Origin of the sequence: Companilactobacillus zhachilii, assembly GCF_003606365.2 — a bacterium.
GTDB classification, from domain to species: domain Bacteria; phylum Bacillota; class Bacilli; order Lactobacillales; family Lactobacillaceae; genus Companilactobacillus; species Companilactobacillus zhachilii.
This window is the reverse complement of sequence record NZ_CP031933.2, coordinates 168,734-185,617: the sequence shown is the minus strand read 5'-3', so window position 1 is coordinate 185,617 and position 16,884 is coordinate 168,734. Positions and strand designations below refer to the sequence as shown.

Annotated in this window: 10 protein-coding genes and 1 pseudogene; 5 read left to right on the top strand and 6 right to left on the bottom strand. The window is 34.1% G+C overall.

Translation table 11 applies throughout. The annotated features are described in order from the left end of the window. Positions 1 to 17: 17 nt before the first annotated feature. Positions 18 to 1,355, bottom strand: a complete 1,338-nt coding sequence (locus tag D1B17_RS00820) for an NCS2 family permease (protein WP_120143776.1) — start codon at positions 1,353 to 1,355, stop codon at positions 18 to 20. A 222-nt stretch (positions 1,356 to 1,577) separates the two neighbouring features. Between D1B17_RS00820 and add the strand changes: the two genes are divergently transcribed. Continuing rightward, positions 1,578 to 2,594 carry an adenosine deaminase gene (add, locus tag D1B17_RS00815; protein ID WP_120144338.1) on the top strand — a complete coding sequence of 339 codons (1,017 nt, stop codon included), beginning with the start codon at positions 1,578 to 1,580 and terminating at the stop codon, positions 2,592 to 2,594. A gap of 233 nt (positions 2,595 to 2,827) precedes the next feature. Here add and D1B17_RS00810 read toward each other — a convergent pair whose 3' ends face one another. Further along, on the bottom strand, positions 2,828 to 3,787 hold the full coding sequence (locus D1B17_RS00810) for a LacI family DNA-binding transcriptional regulator (protein ID WP_166806586.1): 960 nt from the start codon (positions 3,785 to 3,787) through the stop codon (positions 2,828 to 2,830). A gap of 83 nt (positions 3,788 to 3,870) precedes the next feature. Here D1B17_RS00810 and D1B17_RS00805 point away from each other — a divergent pair, with 83 nt between their 5' ends. Further along, a complete protein-coding gene (locus D1B17_RS00805) occupies positions 3,871 to 5,280 on the top strand; it encodes a 6-phospho-beta-glucosidase (protein ID WP_120143780.1) in 1,410 nt (469 codons plus the stop codon). Positions 5,281 to 5,339: 59 nt separating this feature from the next. On the opposite strand, the gene D1B17_RS00800 is transcribed toward D1B17_RS00805, so the two are convergent. Beyond that, a complete protein-coding gene (locus D1B17_RS00800) occupies positions 5,340 to 6,233 on the bottom strand; it encodes a YitT family protein (protein WP_120143783.1) in 894 nt (297 codons plus the stop codon). Positions 6,234 to 6,463: 230 nt separating this feature from the next. On the opposite strand from D1B17_RS00800, the gene D1B17_RS00795 reads away from it, so the two are divergent. Then, entirely contained in the window at positions 6,464 to 7,060 is a 597-nt protein-coding gene (locus tag D1B17_RS00795; protein ID WP_120143785.1) for a uracil-DNA glycosylase family protein, read from the top strand. 131 nt (positions 7,061 to 7,191) lie between these two features. Then, a complete protein-coding gene (locus D1B17_RS00790) occupies positions 7,192 to 8,133 on the top strand; it encodes a helix-turn-helix transcriptional regulator (RefSeq protein WP_120143788.1) in 942 nt (313 codons plus the stop codon). Positions 8,134 to 8,163: 30 nt separating this feature from the next. On the opposite strand, the pseudogene D1B17_RS00785 reads toward D1B17_RS00790, so the two are convergent. Beyond that, positions 8,164 to 9,649: pseudogene (locus tag D1B17_RS00785) on the bottom strand (MFS transporter). Positions 9,650 to 9,941: 292 nt separating this feature from the next. Then, complete coding sequence (locus D1B17_RS00780) at positions 9,942 to 11,492, bottom strand: SIR2 family protein (RefSeq protein WP_166806585.1); 1,551 nt, start codon at positions 11,490 to 11,492, stop codon at positions 9,942 to 9,944. 429 nt (positions 11,493 to 11,921) lie between these two features. On the opposite strand from D1B17_RS00780, the gene D1B17_RS00775 reads away from it, so the two are divergent. Beyond that, positions 11,922 to 12,581: a hypothetical protein gene (locus tag D1B17_RS00775; protein WP_120143792.1), complete on the top strand. Its 660-nt coding sequence runs from the start codon at positions 11,922 to 11,924 to the stop codon at positions 12,579 to 12,581. A 1,027-nt stretch (positions 12,582 to 13,608) separates the two neighbouring features. Here the strand turns inward: D1B17_RS00775 and D1B17_RS00770 are convergent. Further along, positions 13,609 to 15,885: an ATP-dependent DNA helicase gene (locus D1B17_RS00770; protein ID WP_120143794.1), complete on the bottom strand. Its 2,277-nt coding sequence runs from the start codon at positions 15,883 to 15,885 to the stop codon at positions 13,609 to 13,611. Between the last annotated feature and the right edge of the window lie 999 nt (positions 15,886 to 16,884).

Genomic DNA, 16,884 nt, shown 5'->3' with positions numbered 1-16,884 from the left:
GATTTCACCACCTATTATTATTTAGGTAGAATATTGATTGTATAAAGCAAGATGATAAATACTACGAACAAGATGTACATAATTGGATTAATTTCTTTGCGACGTCCTGCTGCTAGCATTGTTAAAGGATAAGCTAGAAAACCAAAGGCGATACCGTAAGAAATATTATAAGTTAATGGCATACCAACAATAGTTAAGAACGCTGGCATAGCAATTTCAAACTTGCTCCAGTCAATTTCTTTCATTGATTGAGCCATCAAAATACCAACAATAATCAAGACTGGTGCAGTTACATTTGAAGTAACAACCGTCAATAGTGGTGAGAAGAACATTGCTAAAGCAAAGAGCACTCCGACAACTAATGATGTCAAGCCTGTACGACCACCGATAGCAATTCCGGCACTTGATTCAACGTATGCGGCTGTTGGTGTTGTCCCCATAACAGCACCACCAAGCATTGAAATTGAATCGGCCATTAAAGCACCACCGATACGTGGCATTTTGTTATCTTTCATAAACCCAGCTTGAGAGGCTAAACCAATCAAGGTACCTGCAGTATCAAAGAAAGCCACTAATAAGAAAATCAATACGACTGACCATAATTGTGGTTGGCTGATGTCACCTAAGTGCGCGATTGCCACTCCAAAAGTTGGCTTCATACTAGGAATCGAAGAAACAATGTGATTTGGTAATGGAATTAATTTCGTAACTAAACCTAAGATAGTTGTTAAAACCATCCCGATAAAGATAGAACCAGGAATCTTTTTAGCCATCAAGAAAGCTGTGACTACTAATCCAAAAATTGTTAACCAAGTTGTTGGCACTGTTAGTGAACCCATTTCAACAAGCGTTGATTTACTACCAACAATCAAGCCACCACCTTGAAAACCAACAAAGGCAATAAAAATACCGATACCAGCTGCCATTGCTAATTTCAAATCATGTGGAATAGCATCAATAACAATTTCACGTAATTTAACTAGTGAGAGAATCAAGAACAAAACACTGGAAATGAAAACTCCAGCCATCGCTGTTTGCCAAGGAATTCCCATTGCCAAAACAACTGAGTAAGTGAAAAAGGCGTTATCACCTAATCCCGGTGCAATTGCAATTGGATAGTTGGCTAGGACTGCCATTAATACTGATCCTAAAATTGCAGATAAAGCTGTGGCTGTAAAAACAGCTCCTTTGTTCATCCCCGCGTCACCCAAAACTTGCGGATTAACAAACAAAATATAAGCCATCGAAACAAAGGTCGTTAATCCTGCTAGAACTTCACGACGAACAGTTGTCCCATTGGCTTGCAAATGAAATAATTTCTCAATAAAACTTTTTTGTCCCATTGGTGTATCCATTTTAATTTAATCTCCTTTGTGATGAGCATCTCGCTCGATTACAAATGGATTATCTCAAATCTAAAATAGAATATCAAGAAAAATGCGATTGTTTATTTACAAATATCGGTATATCGTTCGTGTTTTATAAAAATATTTCTATTTCAAACGGTTGATTATTAGTTTTAAGCTTGTTATTCTTAACAATATAAAAATACATTGATTAAGGAGTTAATCATTTTGTTGCCTAAAAAAATTACTAGAGAATTCATCGAAGGATTACCTAAAGCCGAGTTGCACTTGCATTTGGAAGGAACCCTCGAACCAGAATTAAAACTGAAATTAGCTCAAAAAAACGGCATCGATATTGGTCAAACAACGATTGAAGATGTCCGTAAATCATACGATTACGATTCACTGGCTTCATTTTTAGCCGTTTATTATCCAGGAATGAATGTTTTACAAACTGAAGATGATTTTTATCAATTAGCTCTGGAATACTTACAAAAAGCTAAACTAAATGGTGTTCGTCACGTCGAAATGTTCTTCGACCCCCAAGCTCATTTGACACGTGGTATAGCTTTTGAAACTTTCATCAAAGGTTACCACCGTGCCTGCGTTGATGCTGCGGCCTTTAACGTTGATGCTCATTTAATCATGTGTTTCCTACGAGACATGCCGGCTAAATCAGCCAACGAAGTTTTAGAAATGGCTAAACCTTACCGCGACATGATTCTAGGTGTCGGTTTAGATTCAGATGAACATCATAACCCACCATTAAAATTTGCTCGTCCATATAGTGACGCTGCAGATCAGGGATATTACACGACAATGCATGCCGATATTGATCAAGTTGACTCAATTGAACATATCAAACAAGCACTAGAAATTATTGAAGTTGACCGTTTGGACCATGGTACTAATATTGTTGAGAATCAAGATCTAGTTGATTGGGTAAATCAAAAGCAATTAGGATTGACAAGTTGTCCATTATCAAATGGTTTCGTTACTAATGATATGAAAGGTAAAGAAATCGTTGAATTGATGGAACAAGGTGTTAAGGTTTCGATTAATTCCGATGACCCAGCTTACTTTGGTGGCTATATTGCTGACAACTATGAAGCTTTAGCTGAAAAATATGACTTAACTGCAGAACAATTAGTTACTTTTGCTAAGAATTCTTTTGAAACTTCTTGGATCAGTGATTTTCAAAAAGAGACTTATCTTAAAGAGATTGATGAGTTTGTTGAGAAATTTTAAAATTATATTTATTTAAAGATTAAGAGTGTGACAAAACATGGTCAGTTTTCGAGCATTAAGACGAATGGAGCCAGTAATCCGATTTTGGATTGCTGGCTCCATTTGTTTTAAGCGGAAAAAGCTATGTTTTGTTGCACGTTTATGCTGCATGTTTAAGACAGAAATAGTTATATCACAGCCCTCTCCTGGTTTAAGCGAAAAAAATTAGGCTATTGCCACGACACACCTAACTTCTATAACTCATTTGAAATTATCCTTGGTTCAATACGATGATACGGAATTTTAGTATCGTTCAATTGATTATAAAGATAGAAAAACGAGTTTTCGGCCTGCTGTTGAATTTTCAAGTCCACCGACGTTAAACCTAGCACCTTACTCAAATGACTATTATCAAAACTAATCAACTGATAATCACGATTCAAAATTAAATGATGCTTTTTTAATTCCAGCATAAAACCAGATGCCTCATAATCGTTGTAACAAATAATTGTCTTAGGACTATCAGCTTCTTGTAACCATTTTTTTGCCGCCATTTTATGAGCCGATTGTCCCGAATGGTGAAATACTTGCCAATCATTATTAACCTCTGGATATTTCTTTGAAAAGTCCTTAATTGCCTGCACAGTCGCAACGGTATTTTGACTATTGCTATCATTTAAAATATGACCAACTTTAGTCCTACCATCATTGCGTAAATCGTTCAATATTTGTAAATAGATTGGATAATGGTCAACGTATGATGAGTAAATTTTCTCCGAATCTAACCTTTTCCAGGTAGCAATTGGCCCAAATCGCGTATACGGTAAAATTTTATCCCAATCATTCACCGTCGTTAAAATAAAGACACCATCTAAGGATTTCGACATTAATAAATTCAAAACCTCTAGTTCTCTTTTTTCATTATGTGTGAAGTAGGTATTGACGTTATAGTCGTATTTAGCCGCAATTTTGACGAAATAATTCAAAAAATCTCCGGCAATCGAAAAATAATCTTCCGCAATGAAACCAATCGTTTTCGTCTGTTGTGATTTCAAATTTTGTGCGACCCGATTGGGAATATAATTCGTTTCTTTAATAGCTTTCAAAATAGCCTTGCGTTTATCTGCACTAACGTAACCTTTGCCCGTGATCACCCGCGATACTGTCGATTTTGAAGTCTGCGATAGTCTTGCTAAATCAATAATTGTCGTCATTTTAAATTTTCTCCTTGACATGGGAATGTTCCCACAAATTATACTTCAATTGTTAAGAAAAAACCTTAGGAGGAAAAAATATTATGTCACGAAAAGCTTTGAAATTGGTAACAATCGGTGGTGGTTCCAGTTACACACCCGAATTGATCGAAGGATTCATCAAACGTAAGGATCAATTGCCAATCAAAGAAATTTGGTTAGTAGATATTCCCGAAGGTGAAGAAAAATTAAATATCGTTGGTGCCATGGCGAAAAGAATGGTTAAAGCCGCTGGTTTAGACTGGGAAATTCATCTCACCCTAAATCGCCGTGAAGCCTTAAAAGATGCTGATTTTGTCTCAACCCAATTTAGAGTTGGTTTGATGCAAGCACGTATCAAGGATGAACGCATCCCTGGCTCATATGGAATGCTTGGTCAAGAAACCAATGGTGCTGGTGGTATTTTTAAAGCATTTAGAACGGTCCCTGTTATCTTAGACATCGTTAAAGACATGAAGGAACTCTGCCCTAACGCTTGGTTGATCAACTTTACAAACCCAAGCGGCATGATTACTGAAGCTATCGTTACTTACGGTAAGTGGAAAAAAGTTATTGGTCTATGTAACGTTCCCGTTAACGCAATGATCAGTGAACCCGAACTAATTGGTAAGAATTTAGATGAACTCATTTATAAATTTGCCGGTATCGACCACTTCCACTGGCACAAAGTTTTCGACAATCAAGGCAATGAAGTTACCATGGATATCATTAACAAAATGCTTGGAGACGGTGATGCTGGCTTACCAAAGAATATTTTCGATGTGCCATTCTACCGCGAACAACTTGAACAAATGAAGATGATTCCTTGCGGTTACCACAGATACTATTACCGTGAAGAAGAAATGTTGAAACACAGTTTGGATGAATTTAACAATCAAGGTACGCGTGCTCAACAAGTTATGCAAATTGAGAAAGAACTCTTTGAATTGTATAAAGATCCAAATTTGGACTACAAACCTAAACAATTAGCTGAACGTGGTGGCGCCCATTATTCAGATGCTGCCTGTGAATCAATTGCCTCCATTTTTGCGGACAAACGTACACATATGGTAGTTTCAACCGTTAATAACGGCTCAGTTCCCGATTTGCCAACTGACCACGTCGTCGAAGTATCCGCTCAATTAGGTGCAACTGGAGCTATTCCAATGGCCTTTGGTAACTTCCAACCAGCTGAACGAGGCTGGATTCAATTGATGAAGAATATGGAATTAGTCATTGTTCAAGCCGCAGCAACTGGTGATTATGGCTTAGCCTTACAGGCATTTACAATGAATCCATTGATTAGATCCGGTAATACTGCCAAGAGAATTTTGGATGAAATGTTAATTGCCCATAAGAATTATTTACCACAATTTGCAGATAAAATTGCAGAATTGGAAAAACAAGGCGTTACAGTTAAAGATGAGGTTGCTGCTCATATTGATGAAACTATGCACGTTGGTGTTACTGAATAAAATCAAATAAAGCACACATGAGAATGGTCAAATATGGCCGTTACTCATGTGTGCTTTTTTTATCGTTTCAATAAATTAACATGGTACTTTTTCCGTTCATAACTAAAACCCTCACCGATAACTTCATGTGCATCAAGTACCGTCACAAAAGCTTTATCATCAACCGATTTGATTACTTGTTTTAATTGGGGAACCTCTCGCGGTTGAACCATCAGATAAATAATTTTTTTAGCATCGTTATGATACCCACCTTCAGCATTTAAATAAGTCCAGCCACGGTTAAGTGTAATATCAATTAATTGCGTAATTTCTTTATATTGGTCAGAAATAATCAACACAGCTTTGGCACGATTAGGACCTTCTTGGACTAAATCAATCATTCTGGCCAGCAAGTAACTGACAATCAACGAGTACATAATGTGATAAAAATCCAAGTATGATAGCGATAAGAATAATACCATGTAATCCATGATCATGATGCCTTTGCCAGATGACACGCCGAAACTCGACTGACCGACTCGGGCGATGATATCACTCCCACCAGTCGTTCCGTTGAAGCGAAAGACTATTCCAATGCCTAAACCGGATAATACACCGGCTGCTAGGGATGCTAACAATAAGTCATGCTTTAGTGGTAAGGGATGAATGACGCTTTGATGAGCCCATAATATCAGGAATAACGACAAACAAACCGTTCCATAAAGCGTATAGAACATCACCCTTTTACCTAGATAGCGAAAACCAATTAAAATAAGTGGAATATTCAAAATCAAAGTACTGATACCAGGATTAATGTGGAAGAAATACCGAATAATCAAAGTAATACCACTCAAGCCCCCATCAGCCAGTCCATTGGGAATCGAAATCATGTCTAGACTGAACGCATAGATGGCACAGCCGATAGTTATCATTAATAGTTCTAAACTATTATATTTGGTCCATTTTAGTTTCATGTCTTTGCCCTCCAATATAATAATTTTTCCATTAATAATAGTTTATACTTAATTATTTTTTAATTGTAATATTGGTAATCGAATTTAAATTAACTTAATGTACAGCAATCCCATTTTTTATAATTTCTGTATCGATTTCCCAATTATTAACTTGGATAAACTAATATGACATAATATGTCGCATGAAAATTCTATAATATTCTTATCAAATGAGGGAGCGATTAAATATTATGACAAACAATACTAAATCATTACCATTCAATACTGTAGATAGCTGGGCTATTTGGAACACACCTTCTGAATCGCTAGCAAATAAAAGTGATGCTGAAAGAGAAAAATTATTTGGAGCATATTATCAACCTGAAACTTTTCCTGCCGATGCTTTAACAGGTGATATCGCTGAACAATTGCAACAAGTCAAATACGTTCTAGTTGGTCTAAATCCTGGCAATGCGGCTGTTAAACAAGATCCTAACACTAACTTCTTGAATTTTCATGGCGCCAAAAAGAGTATGGACTATCGCCTAGCCGCTGCTCTATACAACACTGATATGTGGGGAGCTTTCATGACTGACCTAACCCCAGTTATCGAAAGTGACAGTAGAAAAGTAAATCCTAGTCAAGAAGATGTTGCCAATCTAGAAAAACATCTCGATGAACTTAACATCCCTGCTACAGCTACTATCGTTGCGGTTGGAAATGCTTCTAACAAAGCTTTGGCTGAATACGCTAAAAGAAATGTCGTAACGATTCCTCATTATTCAGGCGCCAACGGCCATTGGAACGCTGAAAAAGTTCATGCCAAGATTCTCGAAATCACCAAATAAAAGACATACCAAAACACCTTCTGAGCAAAACAATGTTCCAAAGGTGTTTTTAATTACAAATAATGCACCGCAGTTAATATATAAATATTATTATTAACTTAGAGAGAAAATCCACCTTTGGAGGAAGAATTATGAGTGTAAATGATCGAGTTGCTTCAATGTTCATTCGAATGATTCAGGGTGAAACACTATATCTAAAAAATGAAGAAACTCGCTATGGCGTCAAAGGTAGAACAATTGAGCGTTATATAAAATCGATTAGAGAATATATCGAAGATAGTGACGTAAATCTTAATTTTGTGACAAAAATCAATCCACCACGTTATTGCATCACCAAAAATACCGATATACCATTTGAAGAAATCTTGGCTCTTCTAAAAATTGTCATTGGTACTCGTTCCTTTAATAAACCTGAATTTGCTCAACTGCGTAACCGATTACTAGGCCAATTATCAAAAGAGGACCGCGATAAAGCCGTTCAACTAACAAATAGTACCGTTGCTAAATATGTACCGGTTAAATCTCAATATAATTTATTAGGACGTATCAAGGATTTTTCAAATTATATCAGCGATAATCTTACGATTGATTACAAATATCACAGTAGTTCTGGAATCGTACGGCAAGGATTAGCTTTACCCATAAGTCTCTACTTCGACACCTTTTATTTTTATGTTGTCATGTACAATGAAGAATCTAACCAAAGTTTCCCTTACCGACTGGATCGATTTGAAGGATATGCTGTTTCAAAAGCTGCGAAAATAAAAATGCCCCGTCAGTTAAAAAAAGATGATGGTTCTGAACTAAACGATACTTACTTGTTGAGCTATGGTAATAAAGTCAGTTTTGAGTTTTATTATTCCGGTTACCCCCAAACTGCTCTTGACCACTTTCCCAATTCCAAAGTAAAACAAACACTCGATAACGAGGTTCTGATTGAAGGTAACGCTTATACTCAAGGGCTCGTTCTATGGATTATGGGACAAGGTTCAAGAGTTCACGTTAAATCTCCAGCTTCACTAATTATTGCTGTCAAAGATGAATTGGAAAAGACAATAAAATATTACGAATAAAAAAACACATAAGAATGGGAAATTCTAAACTTACCCGTTCCTATGTGTTTTTTTAGTAATTATCTTTTTTATATCCGAATTTGTTAATCAAAATAGCCAGTACAATAACAATCAATCCCAGTATGTAAATCCAATGCAATCCGCCGTACAATACTTCCCTTAACTTCGGTAAGTCATCAGCAGCTAGACCCATTGCCGTTTTAGGACTGATCAATTGATTGACCATATTTAAATTAGTTCCCTCATGTGTTGAAACCCCATGTTGGATACCAACATTCAACATAATTCCAAAGATAGAGACCATCAAAGTCTGACCTAACGTTTTAGCTAGAGTGTTGAATGAAGTGGCGATACCAACATTGTCTTTTGACACCAAATGTTGTGATTCAACCGTTGTTGTCACGATTGTTATTCCGAATCCAAAACCACTAATAGCAGTTATAACTAAGAACCAGCCGAACTTGGTCATCATCGGGATAAATGCCAGCAGAATACCAGCTATCAAAACAATCGACAAACTAAATCGCAAAATTTCCTTTGGTGTCCATTTAGTAATCAAATAACTAGTTACGAATGAACCGATAATCCAAAATATCGAATGTGGAGTTACCGCATACCCAGCATAAGAAACCGGCGTTCCTAGAACCCCTTGTACCCAAATAGGAATATAAACTGTTATGGCCATCAAGTAACCACTAACCAACGCTGCCACTGCATTTTGAGCCATAAAGGATCTATTCTTGAATAATTGAAGTGACACAACTGGACTTTTGGCAAAACGTTCCCGTCTAATAAATTGCCAAAAAGTAAAAATACTAATAATCCAAAATACAGCTATACTAGGCCAATCTAAATGCTTGTAACTCAAGAATTGAAAACTCAACATTAAAAATAACACACTGAGCATTAACCAAAAGCTGCCTTGATAATCAATATCAACTTTACTTCGTTGCTTAGATTCATGTAAGAATATTTAGAATAAGACCATTATTAGTAAACGTAAAGGTATATTGATGAAAAAGACCCAATGCCAATTTAAAACATTAACAACTACTCCACCAATCAATGGGGCTGATAATGTTGCAATTCCCCAAACTAGATTGTTGAGTCCTAAAATTTGCGGTCGTTTTTCATACGGGTATAAATCGGCGATTATTGTGACCGTGGCCGTTGGTAACGCACCTGCTCCTAAACCTTGAATTGCTCGCCATAGCACTAACTCCAGCATTGAATTAGATAATCCACTCATCAATGATCCAAAAGTAAAAATGGCTAAACCTATTTGTACAACCGGCTTTCGACCAATCAAATCAGTTAATTTTCCATAGATTGGAGTCACCATCGCCGTAACCAATAAATAAATAGAAAACACCCAATTTATTAACGATACCCCATGCAAACTACCAACAATTGTTGGCAAAGCAGTCGATAAAATAGTCCCCTCAACAGCACTAACAAAAGTAGCAATATAAATTGCGATAGTCACCGCAATTACATTTGTTTTTGATTGCGTCATGATTCAAATCTCCCCTTTTTGAACTGGCAATTAAAATTATAGATACTTTTATATGTTAACACCTAAGTTGGTAAATTAAGAATAAATTTGGAGTTATTTATTATTTAGGATCAGGAAAGTCATGCTTAATTTTTTCTTACTTTATTAACATTTTTTCTAGGGCTATAATCTTGAAAAGTATTTAAGAATTTGATACTCTTTAATCAGCAAAAAACAGTTACGGCCCCGTAACGCTTGTTTTGTTGGATAAAAAAAGAGACAGACATAAGTAATCTTATGTCTGTCTCTTTTTTTAATCAACTTTTTTAACGATTGGCTCAGTATAGAGACTATAAGCCATAAATAATTTCCGTGCATTTGTTTGCTTGATAAATCCATCATCCTTATTTTTCAAAATATATTTAATTAATAAACCAAAATCAGTTTTACCAATTTCTTCAATATTTTTAATGAAGTAAGCTAATTTGACATTAGCTTTAATGTCATCATTTAATGACAATATTTCCACGGGTGTCTTATTAATATATGTCCCTAATATTTTTTTAGATGTTTTAGGAACATTTACTGTTTTCTTAATTTTTGACATTAAATCAAACTTTTTAAGTCGATTGTTAATCTTATTTTTATCTTTCGAATTCAAACTAAGCGGTTTGTTTACAAACTTAGAAATTGGTAACGGTGATTGAACTGACATTGATGTTATAAATTTTAAAGCTATTTCAGTTGGCATTGGATTTTCTCCTAAAAAATAGGATTTGACATAATCCACATAATCTGGAAAACGATAAAGATAACGATTATCACCCAGTGCAACAACTAAATTTTTATTCTCTAGTTCTTTCGGTAAATTTTCCAAATTAACAAAAGACGTTAATACCTGTTTCAATTCTCCTCTCTCACCTTTAACTTCAATTATCTTTTTAATTGCACTTTGATACTTCGAAATTTCCGAAGGTGGAAAGCCCTGATTGATTTTAGAAATTGTTGTATAAATTTTTTCATAATTATCGGTTGATAGTTGAGTGTAGTGCACACCAAATTCAGTATCCATCATAGATTCAGTAATATCATTTTTTCCCGATTCATATTTAACAACACCTATTCTTTTTGCCGCTTCTTCAATCTTAAACGGCATATTATTTGCTAGATCAGTTAGAAGCGATTGAATATTCTTGTCAGTTAATGAATAACCAATGAATAGTATTGGAGATTCCGTTAACAAACTAAGAATTTTGGCATTAACAATTGCGGATGTTCTCTCTAGAGTTTCATAATCATTACTTGTAATTATTATGGAATTTGGATTTTTAACTGAACCATGAATTTTGTACAATTCATTCAAATCTCCTGCGGGTTCAAACAATCCCTGGTTACCAACTCTAACTTTAATTGCATTATTTAATTGTTTTTCTATAAAGTCATCATAATTAGTTGTTACTATAAGCCTTGCCTTGGAAAGCATAGATTTAAATGATTTCAATTCTTTTTTTGTATTAGAATTCAATAATAATCCTAAAAATATCTCAGCAATTCTCGTTTTAAATGGTGAAATTTTCATACTATGTGCCATTTCTGGAGTTAATTCTTTTAACTTAACCTTCTCTGCATAAAAGCTTGAATCGAATTGCTTTTCCAATTCATCAGCCAATGTTGTATATACTTTAAATGTATTTTCACCAAACTTAGTTTCCAATTCATGGTATCTCGAATAATAAGTCTGTTTTACATCGGACTCATCCCATATTTTTTTTAATAATGCATCCCACGTAGGCGCATTTGAAAAGTAACGCTGTGTAATTCCCGATCCAATAAAGATTATTGGAAATTGATTATTCTTTTTCAAATTTTCTAAAAATTCCAATTTAACCTACCTCGCCTTATTATAATTAATTATATATTATTTTAACCACATGATTATTCCGATTAACGTAATTAACCAACGCATCAACAATAGAAATTACGTATTATAACGTGTAGTGTCAGTTGACTTTTTGACTGTAACTTTTAATTAAAAATCAAATAACTTACCTAAAATTTTAAAAAAGTAATTTGATGTCAGTTACTTTTCATAAAACCTTAGTTAATGAATAATACGGGTATATACCCTCTACTTTCGAATATTTTAAAGATTATTAAAGTGAATTTTCATTCTTACTTTCGGCAAGAATTCTATATAAAGCCCGTTCACGCGAACGTACGTTCTTTACATATCTATTATTCCCGATTATAATTATCCTTATATTCAAATATATTATAAAGGTGAGGATACAAAATGGATAACAAAGATGATATAGAAGCATTTTCAGCGGGAATTGATAAAGAGCATCATACTTGGCTAACCTCGACACTTGGAATTTTATCTTATGATGAATACATGGATTTGATTTGGTCAATTGTAGACAATATGAAAGAAGATTTAGGAAGAATTGATAAATCTGAATTTAAATTAGATATGGAGAACATAACTAGAGATATTACCAAAGAACCCAAGAATCATCGTCCTAAACTGAACCCTGACGACATCGTTACTCCGGAATTAAAAATGAAGGAAATAAGTACCAATAACAAATTAACTTTGAATATAAATCTGGATGAATTGAAAAGTATACATATGTTTAATGATCACATTTTAGTTGTAACTAATAACTACTTCTTGAGCTTAATACCTCGAGATACATATCATTCTATGATGGAAATGCTAGCCCCCAAACAAGTTGAATCCTTTATGGAGAAAGGACATATACAATATATTCTATTCAATTATCAAAAAACTGTTGCTTCAATGGAAAAACTAATAATTTACGCCGGAAAAAATAATTTGCTAGTTGATGATCAGAAAGACAATAATATTGAAGATGTTTTTAATTCATTAAACTTAAATGAAGATACTAACAAAGATAATGTTTTGAAATTCTCCACTAAGACTAAATAAAACACTTCTGCTAACTTAACTGGTAATAATGATAACCATGACGGAACGGCTAATGCCCAAGTCGGTCACCTCACATCACTTTATATAATTGCCAATTTCATGGTGATGAAGGTACTCTTTCTAAAGTAGAATTGCATCATCTTACTGATTTGAATAAAATTTCGATTCTGATACTGGCCAAGAGGTAATACTTACAAGCCCAACCTTACTAATATCAATAATTACTTTGAAAAATATCTAAACACTCTACACAAAGCAAATGGCAGAGCACCTGTTGACGTAACAACAGATATGATGAACTTACTCTCAATAACGTTCTGAACAACAAATTGGTAATAATCTAGACCATACAACTGCTACTAGACCAACTTCTGAAAGCTTATCTGGTACCGGATTTAACTACATGCTTAAATGGGCCTGTGTTAAGTCTGATAAAGACACTACTTACTATCAAACTGGTGCGATGAAGGTGGAAATCTTACTGGAAGTGGACGAGCTGGACATTACGGTCACCGAGCTGCTTTAATTTATTCTGATCCTAGTGTTGGTCTAGGTATCAACGGTAACGCTGCATCCTTTGATGCTGACTAGAGTCATGATACATACGATTAATTTGAAGTCAATTATTATTCATGAAATATTAGTTACCGAATAATTCAGGTTGGATTAATATAGAGGTAATATCGAATAACCAGTGTAATACCACTTAGGCCGTCATCCGCTAGGCTACTGAAAATTGAAAGCATAGATTGCACAAACCTAGAGTTATCATTAGTAGCTCTACTGTGTTATGTTTTGTCCATATTTTTTGATTCTTGATTTCTCCTCCCACTCAAATACATATTGCTTTTATTGGTAGTATTGGACTATTAAATTAAGGCAGATACGAAAATCAGTAGTTAACTTTGAATACATCAAAGCTAACTACTGATTTTTAACTATCTAAAAAATTATTATCCATTATAAACAACGTACTACCTCTTTAGCTCATAACCAAAACCTTACTAAGTATTACACGTGTCATATATCAATCATCAACTCTTGTAACAATCACTGGTCCAGACAATCTAGGATTTGGATAGATACTATCCCATTTTTCTTTAGGCATAGGCAAAATATCTACAAATTCAGACCTATCAATGCCTGACGTAAAAGCTGAATCCACTAAGACTTGTGCCAAACCCTCAATGGTATTGACTTTAGAGAATCCAGTTAAAGTAATTTTAGCTTCGGGATATTTTTTTCTAATTTCTCGCACACGTTTATTCGCAGATTTTTTTAAATCAACGATTATATCGTCATTCCCAGTATTTTTTTTATGCGTAGAACGTAATTTATCACTACTATTCTTTTCCCTTTTGCGTACAATATTTGGAATATTTAATAATTTCTTGTCATAACTCTTTTCATCAACGTTACGTTGATTCTCAATAACACCAGAAATTTGTTTCTGAAATAGACTCATTGATTCCGACCCATGCCTGATATTATAGCCGTTTAAGGACATCCAGTTTATTATTGATTCTCCATAACCTTTCGTATATATTCTTGGATCAGCTATACATACAATTCCATAATCACTACTCTGGCGTATAAGTCTCCCTATTCCTTGTTCTAGTCTTTTTAACATCATATTTAGTAATACTACAAACTTAGTCTTATTCTCTACACCAAATTCTCTCTGCTGTAGTTGTACAAACGGATCATCTGGAACTGGAAAGGGTAATGAAGTAATAACAACCGCTTGTAATGCATTTCCAGGAATAGAAAAACCAGAAAAGAAGCTACCTGACCCAAGTAAAATACTATTTTTATCTCTTTTAAACTCTGAAGTCAACATTTCGTTTGATTTTTCTCCCTGCTTCAGAACTTTTCTTCCTTGAAATCTTTTACCAATCGCCGAACTGATAGAGTCCATCATTTCCAAAGAATTATTAAGTAAAAGGATTCCTCCTGAAACATTATTACAAATATTATCTAATTCATATGATACTTCTCTCTGATGAGATTCTTTATATTTTGGATCATGAATACCCTTGGGAACATATATATATGCCTGATTGTAAATATTAAAAGGAGTATCATACGATTTATATTTAAACTTTTCCAATTTCCAATTGTTTTCCAGTTCTCCAATTGGATCATCTGTTGCCGTCAATGTACCGGATAAAAATATAACTTTACTCCCTTTGGCAAAAAATTTAATTGTATCTGCCAAATCATCATAAAAGTGGTTGGGAATCATATTAAAACAAGGACCATCCTCAATAGAAAACCAGCAAGTCCACTCTTTATTATTTAAGATATAACCTATACGCGTGGTTAAATTATAAAGTGAATTAGAAAAAGAAAAACTATACTTATCTTCCTCGATTGTTTCCAAACTCTGTAAGCTTTTCAATATACTACGTAAGTCATTTTGAATTTTATCTGTTATGGGATGCCGCCCTGATTTACCATAATTTTGATTATATAAGTCATCAAAAAGATTTCTTATATCCTTAAATCCATTTTTCCCATAAACGTCTAGTTTCTCATAAAATTTTTGTAATTCCCCTAAACTTAATTCCTGCTGTATTCGACCCAAAAAATTTTCATCAAACAAATGTGCCTCATCGATTATCATAACCCCACCCATAATTGGAACAATAGGACCTTTTTGATCCATCTCATTTATGTATGATTGGATAATCATATCGTGATTAGTAACGGTTACAGTATGTCTACGATTAAATTCCCCACGATACCCATGTCCTTTACATAAATAGTCAGAACAATGTCCTACATAATTAGAAAGACTAATTTTTTTCCATTCGTTATCTGCAAAGTGTATTGAAAAGACTTTTTCCAACTCATCCCTAGAACCAGTCTTGGACTTCACAATTGCATTATATATTTCAGAATAACGACTCGATAAAAATGAAGATTCATTTTCTTTCAATTGGCTTAAACATGCATAGTTCGATTTTCCCATTGCTAAAACCGTCTCCCCAGCGTTAACTAGGTGCAATTTCTCTAGTTGTGGCACTTCGGTATTCATGATTTGTGACTGCAAATTTTTGGTAGCTGTTGCATACGTGATTGTATGCCGAAATTCATTACAATAAAGAAGACTTGGGACTAACACTCCAAGTGTTTTTCCTGTTCCAACTGGTGCTTCAATAAACATAATTTGTTTTAACGAATTAACTAAAAAATCCTCAACGTCGAGAGCCATTTGAACCTGTGACTGTCTTGGACTTGATTTATATACATTCGCAATATCTTTCTCAAATAAATTAATTATTTCTTTTGTAAAATCCAATTCTTCCCTCCATTAGAACGTGTGTTTGTATTTTACACCATTTTTAAGTTAAATAAAATATTTTCATTAACAACAACGTCTAATAATTGGATTATAAATGAAAGATGAACAACGTGACTTTAGAGCTGTTAAACTTCGTAATTAACAACAGTTTAAAGGTAAAACACATTCTTTTTGGAAGTTAGTTTACTTCTCCTCGAATGCCCTCAAAATTACTAAATTGGAGATTATCCTGCATTGGTCTGTTTAAGAAAACAAAGAAGAGCTACTTCCACTATAGCAATCGTCCTATGAATACAAAAACACTTTATGCCAACCTTTGTCGGACTAAATGGTCCACAAAGAGAAAAGTACTTATACAGTCCAATAGTATCTTTTGATATGGATGGTGATAAATTTCTAGTTAAATTAGTGTTTGTAAGTAAACAGTGAGATAAAGACAACTATATTGTTTCTGGAAAAACCAAAACAAGTCTAATGTCACAAGAAATTATTCAAACATACAATAAAAGATGGAAAATTGAAGACCACTTTAAAGTTTACAAACAATATCTTCAACTCAATAAAAATCAAATTCAGAATTATAGTTGCTTATGTTGGTTGTCTGGCAACCGTCTCACTAAATCAATGAGAAAATATCGATGATAGAACTCTAGAAGATATTTTTTACGATTATAGTTGTTGTTTGCACGATATTACATTTATTGAAGTGCTTAATTGGTTAATAAAACAACTGAATGGTCTACTAGTTGACAGCTCCGGTAGTAATTATTTAATTTTAAATACGATTTCTGATGAATCTATAAAAGCATTGCCAAATAACTTAAAAGAGCAATGCTTATCTGTACATAAAAAAAACACCTCACTTAAGAGATGCTTTTAAGCCCAAAATCATTCATCAATATGATTTGACAAAGAGCCATTTTTATTTATTTAATCTGTGTGCCTAAGAGGTAGTATTTCCCACAGCAAAAACACTGTCACAGGCTCTCTTTCTTA

Coding starts and splice junctions, on each gene's coding strand:
- D1B17_RS00775 (WP_120143792.1), top strand. CDS start 11,922: ATGGATAACAAAGATGATATAGAAGCATTTTCAGCGGGAATTGATAAA.
- D1B17_RS00790 (WP_120143788.1), top strand. CDS start 7,192: ATGAGTGTAAATGATCGAGTTGCTTCAATGTTCATTCGAATGATTCAG.
- D1B17_RS00805 (WP_120143780.1), top strand. CDS start 3,871: ATGTCACGAAAAGCTTTGAAATTGGTAACAATCGGTGGTGGTTCCAGT.
- D1B17_RS00810 (WP_166806586.1), bottom strand. CDS start 3,787: ATGACGACAATTATTGATTTAGCAAGACTATCGCAGACTTCAAAATCG.
- D1B17_RS00800 (WP_120143783.1), bottom strand. CDS start 6,233: ATGAAACTAAAATGGACCAAATATAATAGTTTAGAACTATTAATGATA.
- D1B17_RS00820 (WP_120143776.1), bottom strand. CDS start 1,355: ATGGATACACCAATGGGACAAAAAAGTTTTATTGAGAAATTATTTCAT.
- D1B17_RS00795 (WP_120143785.1), top strand. CDS start 6,464: ATGACAAACAATACTAAATCATTACCATTCAATACTGTAGATAGCTGG.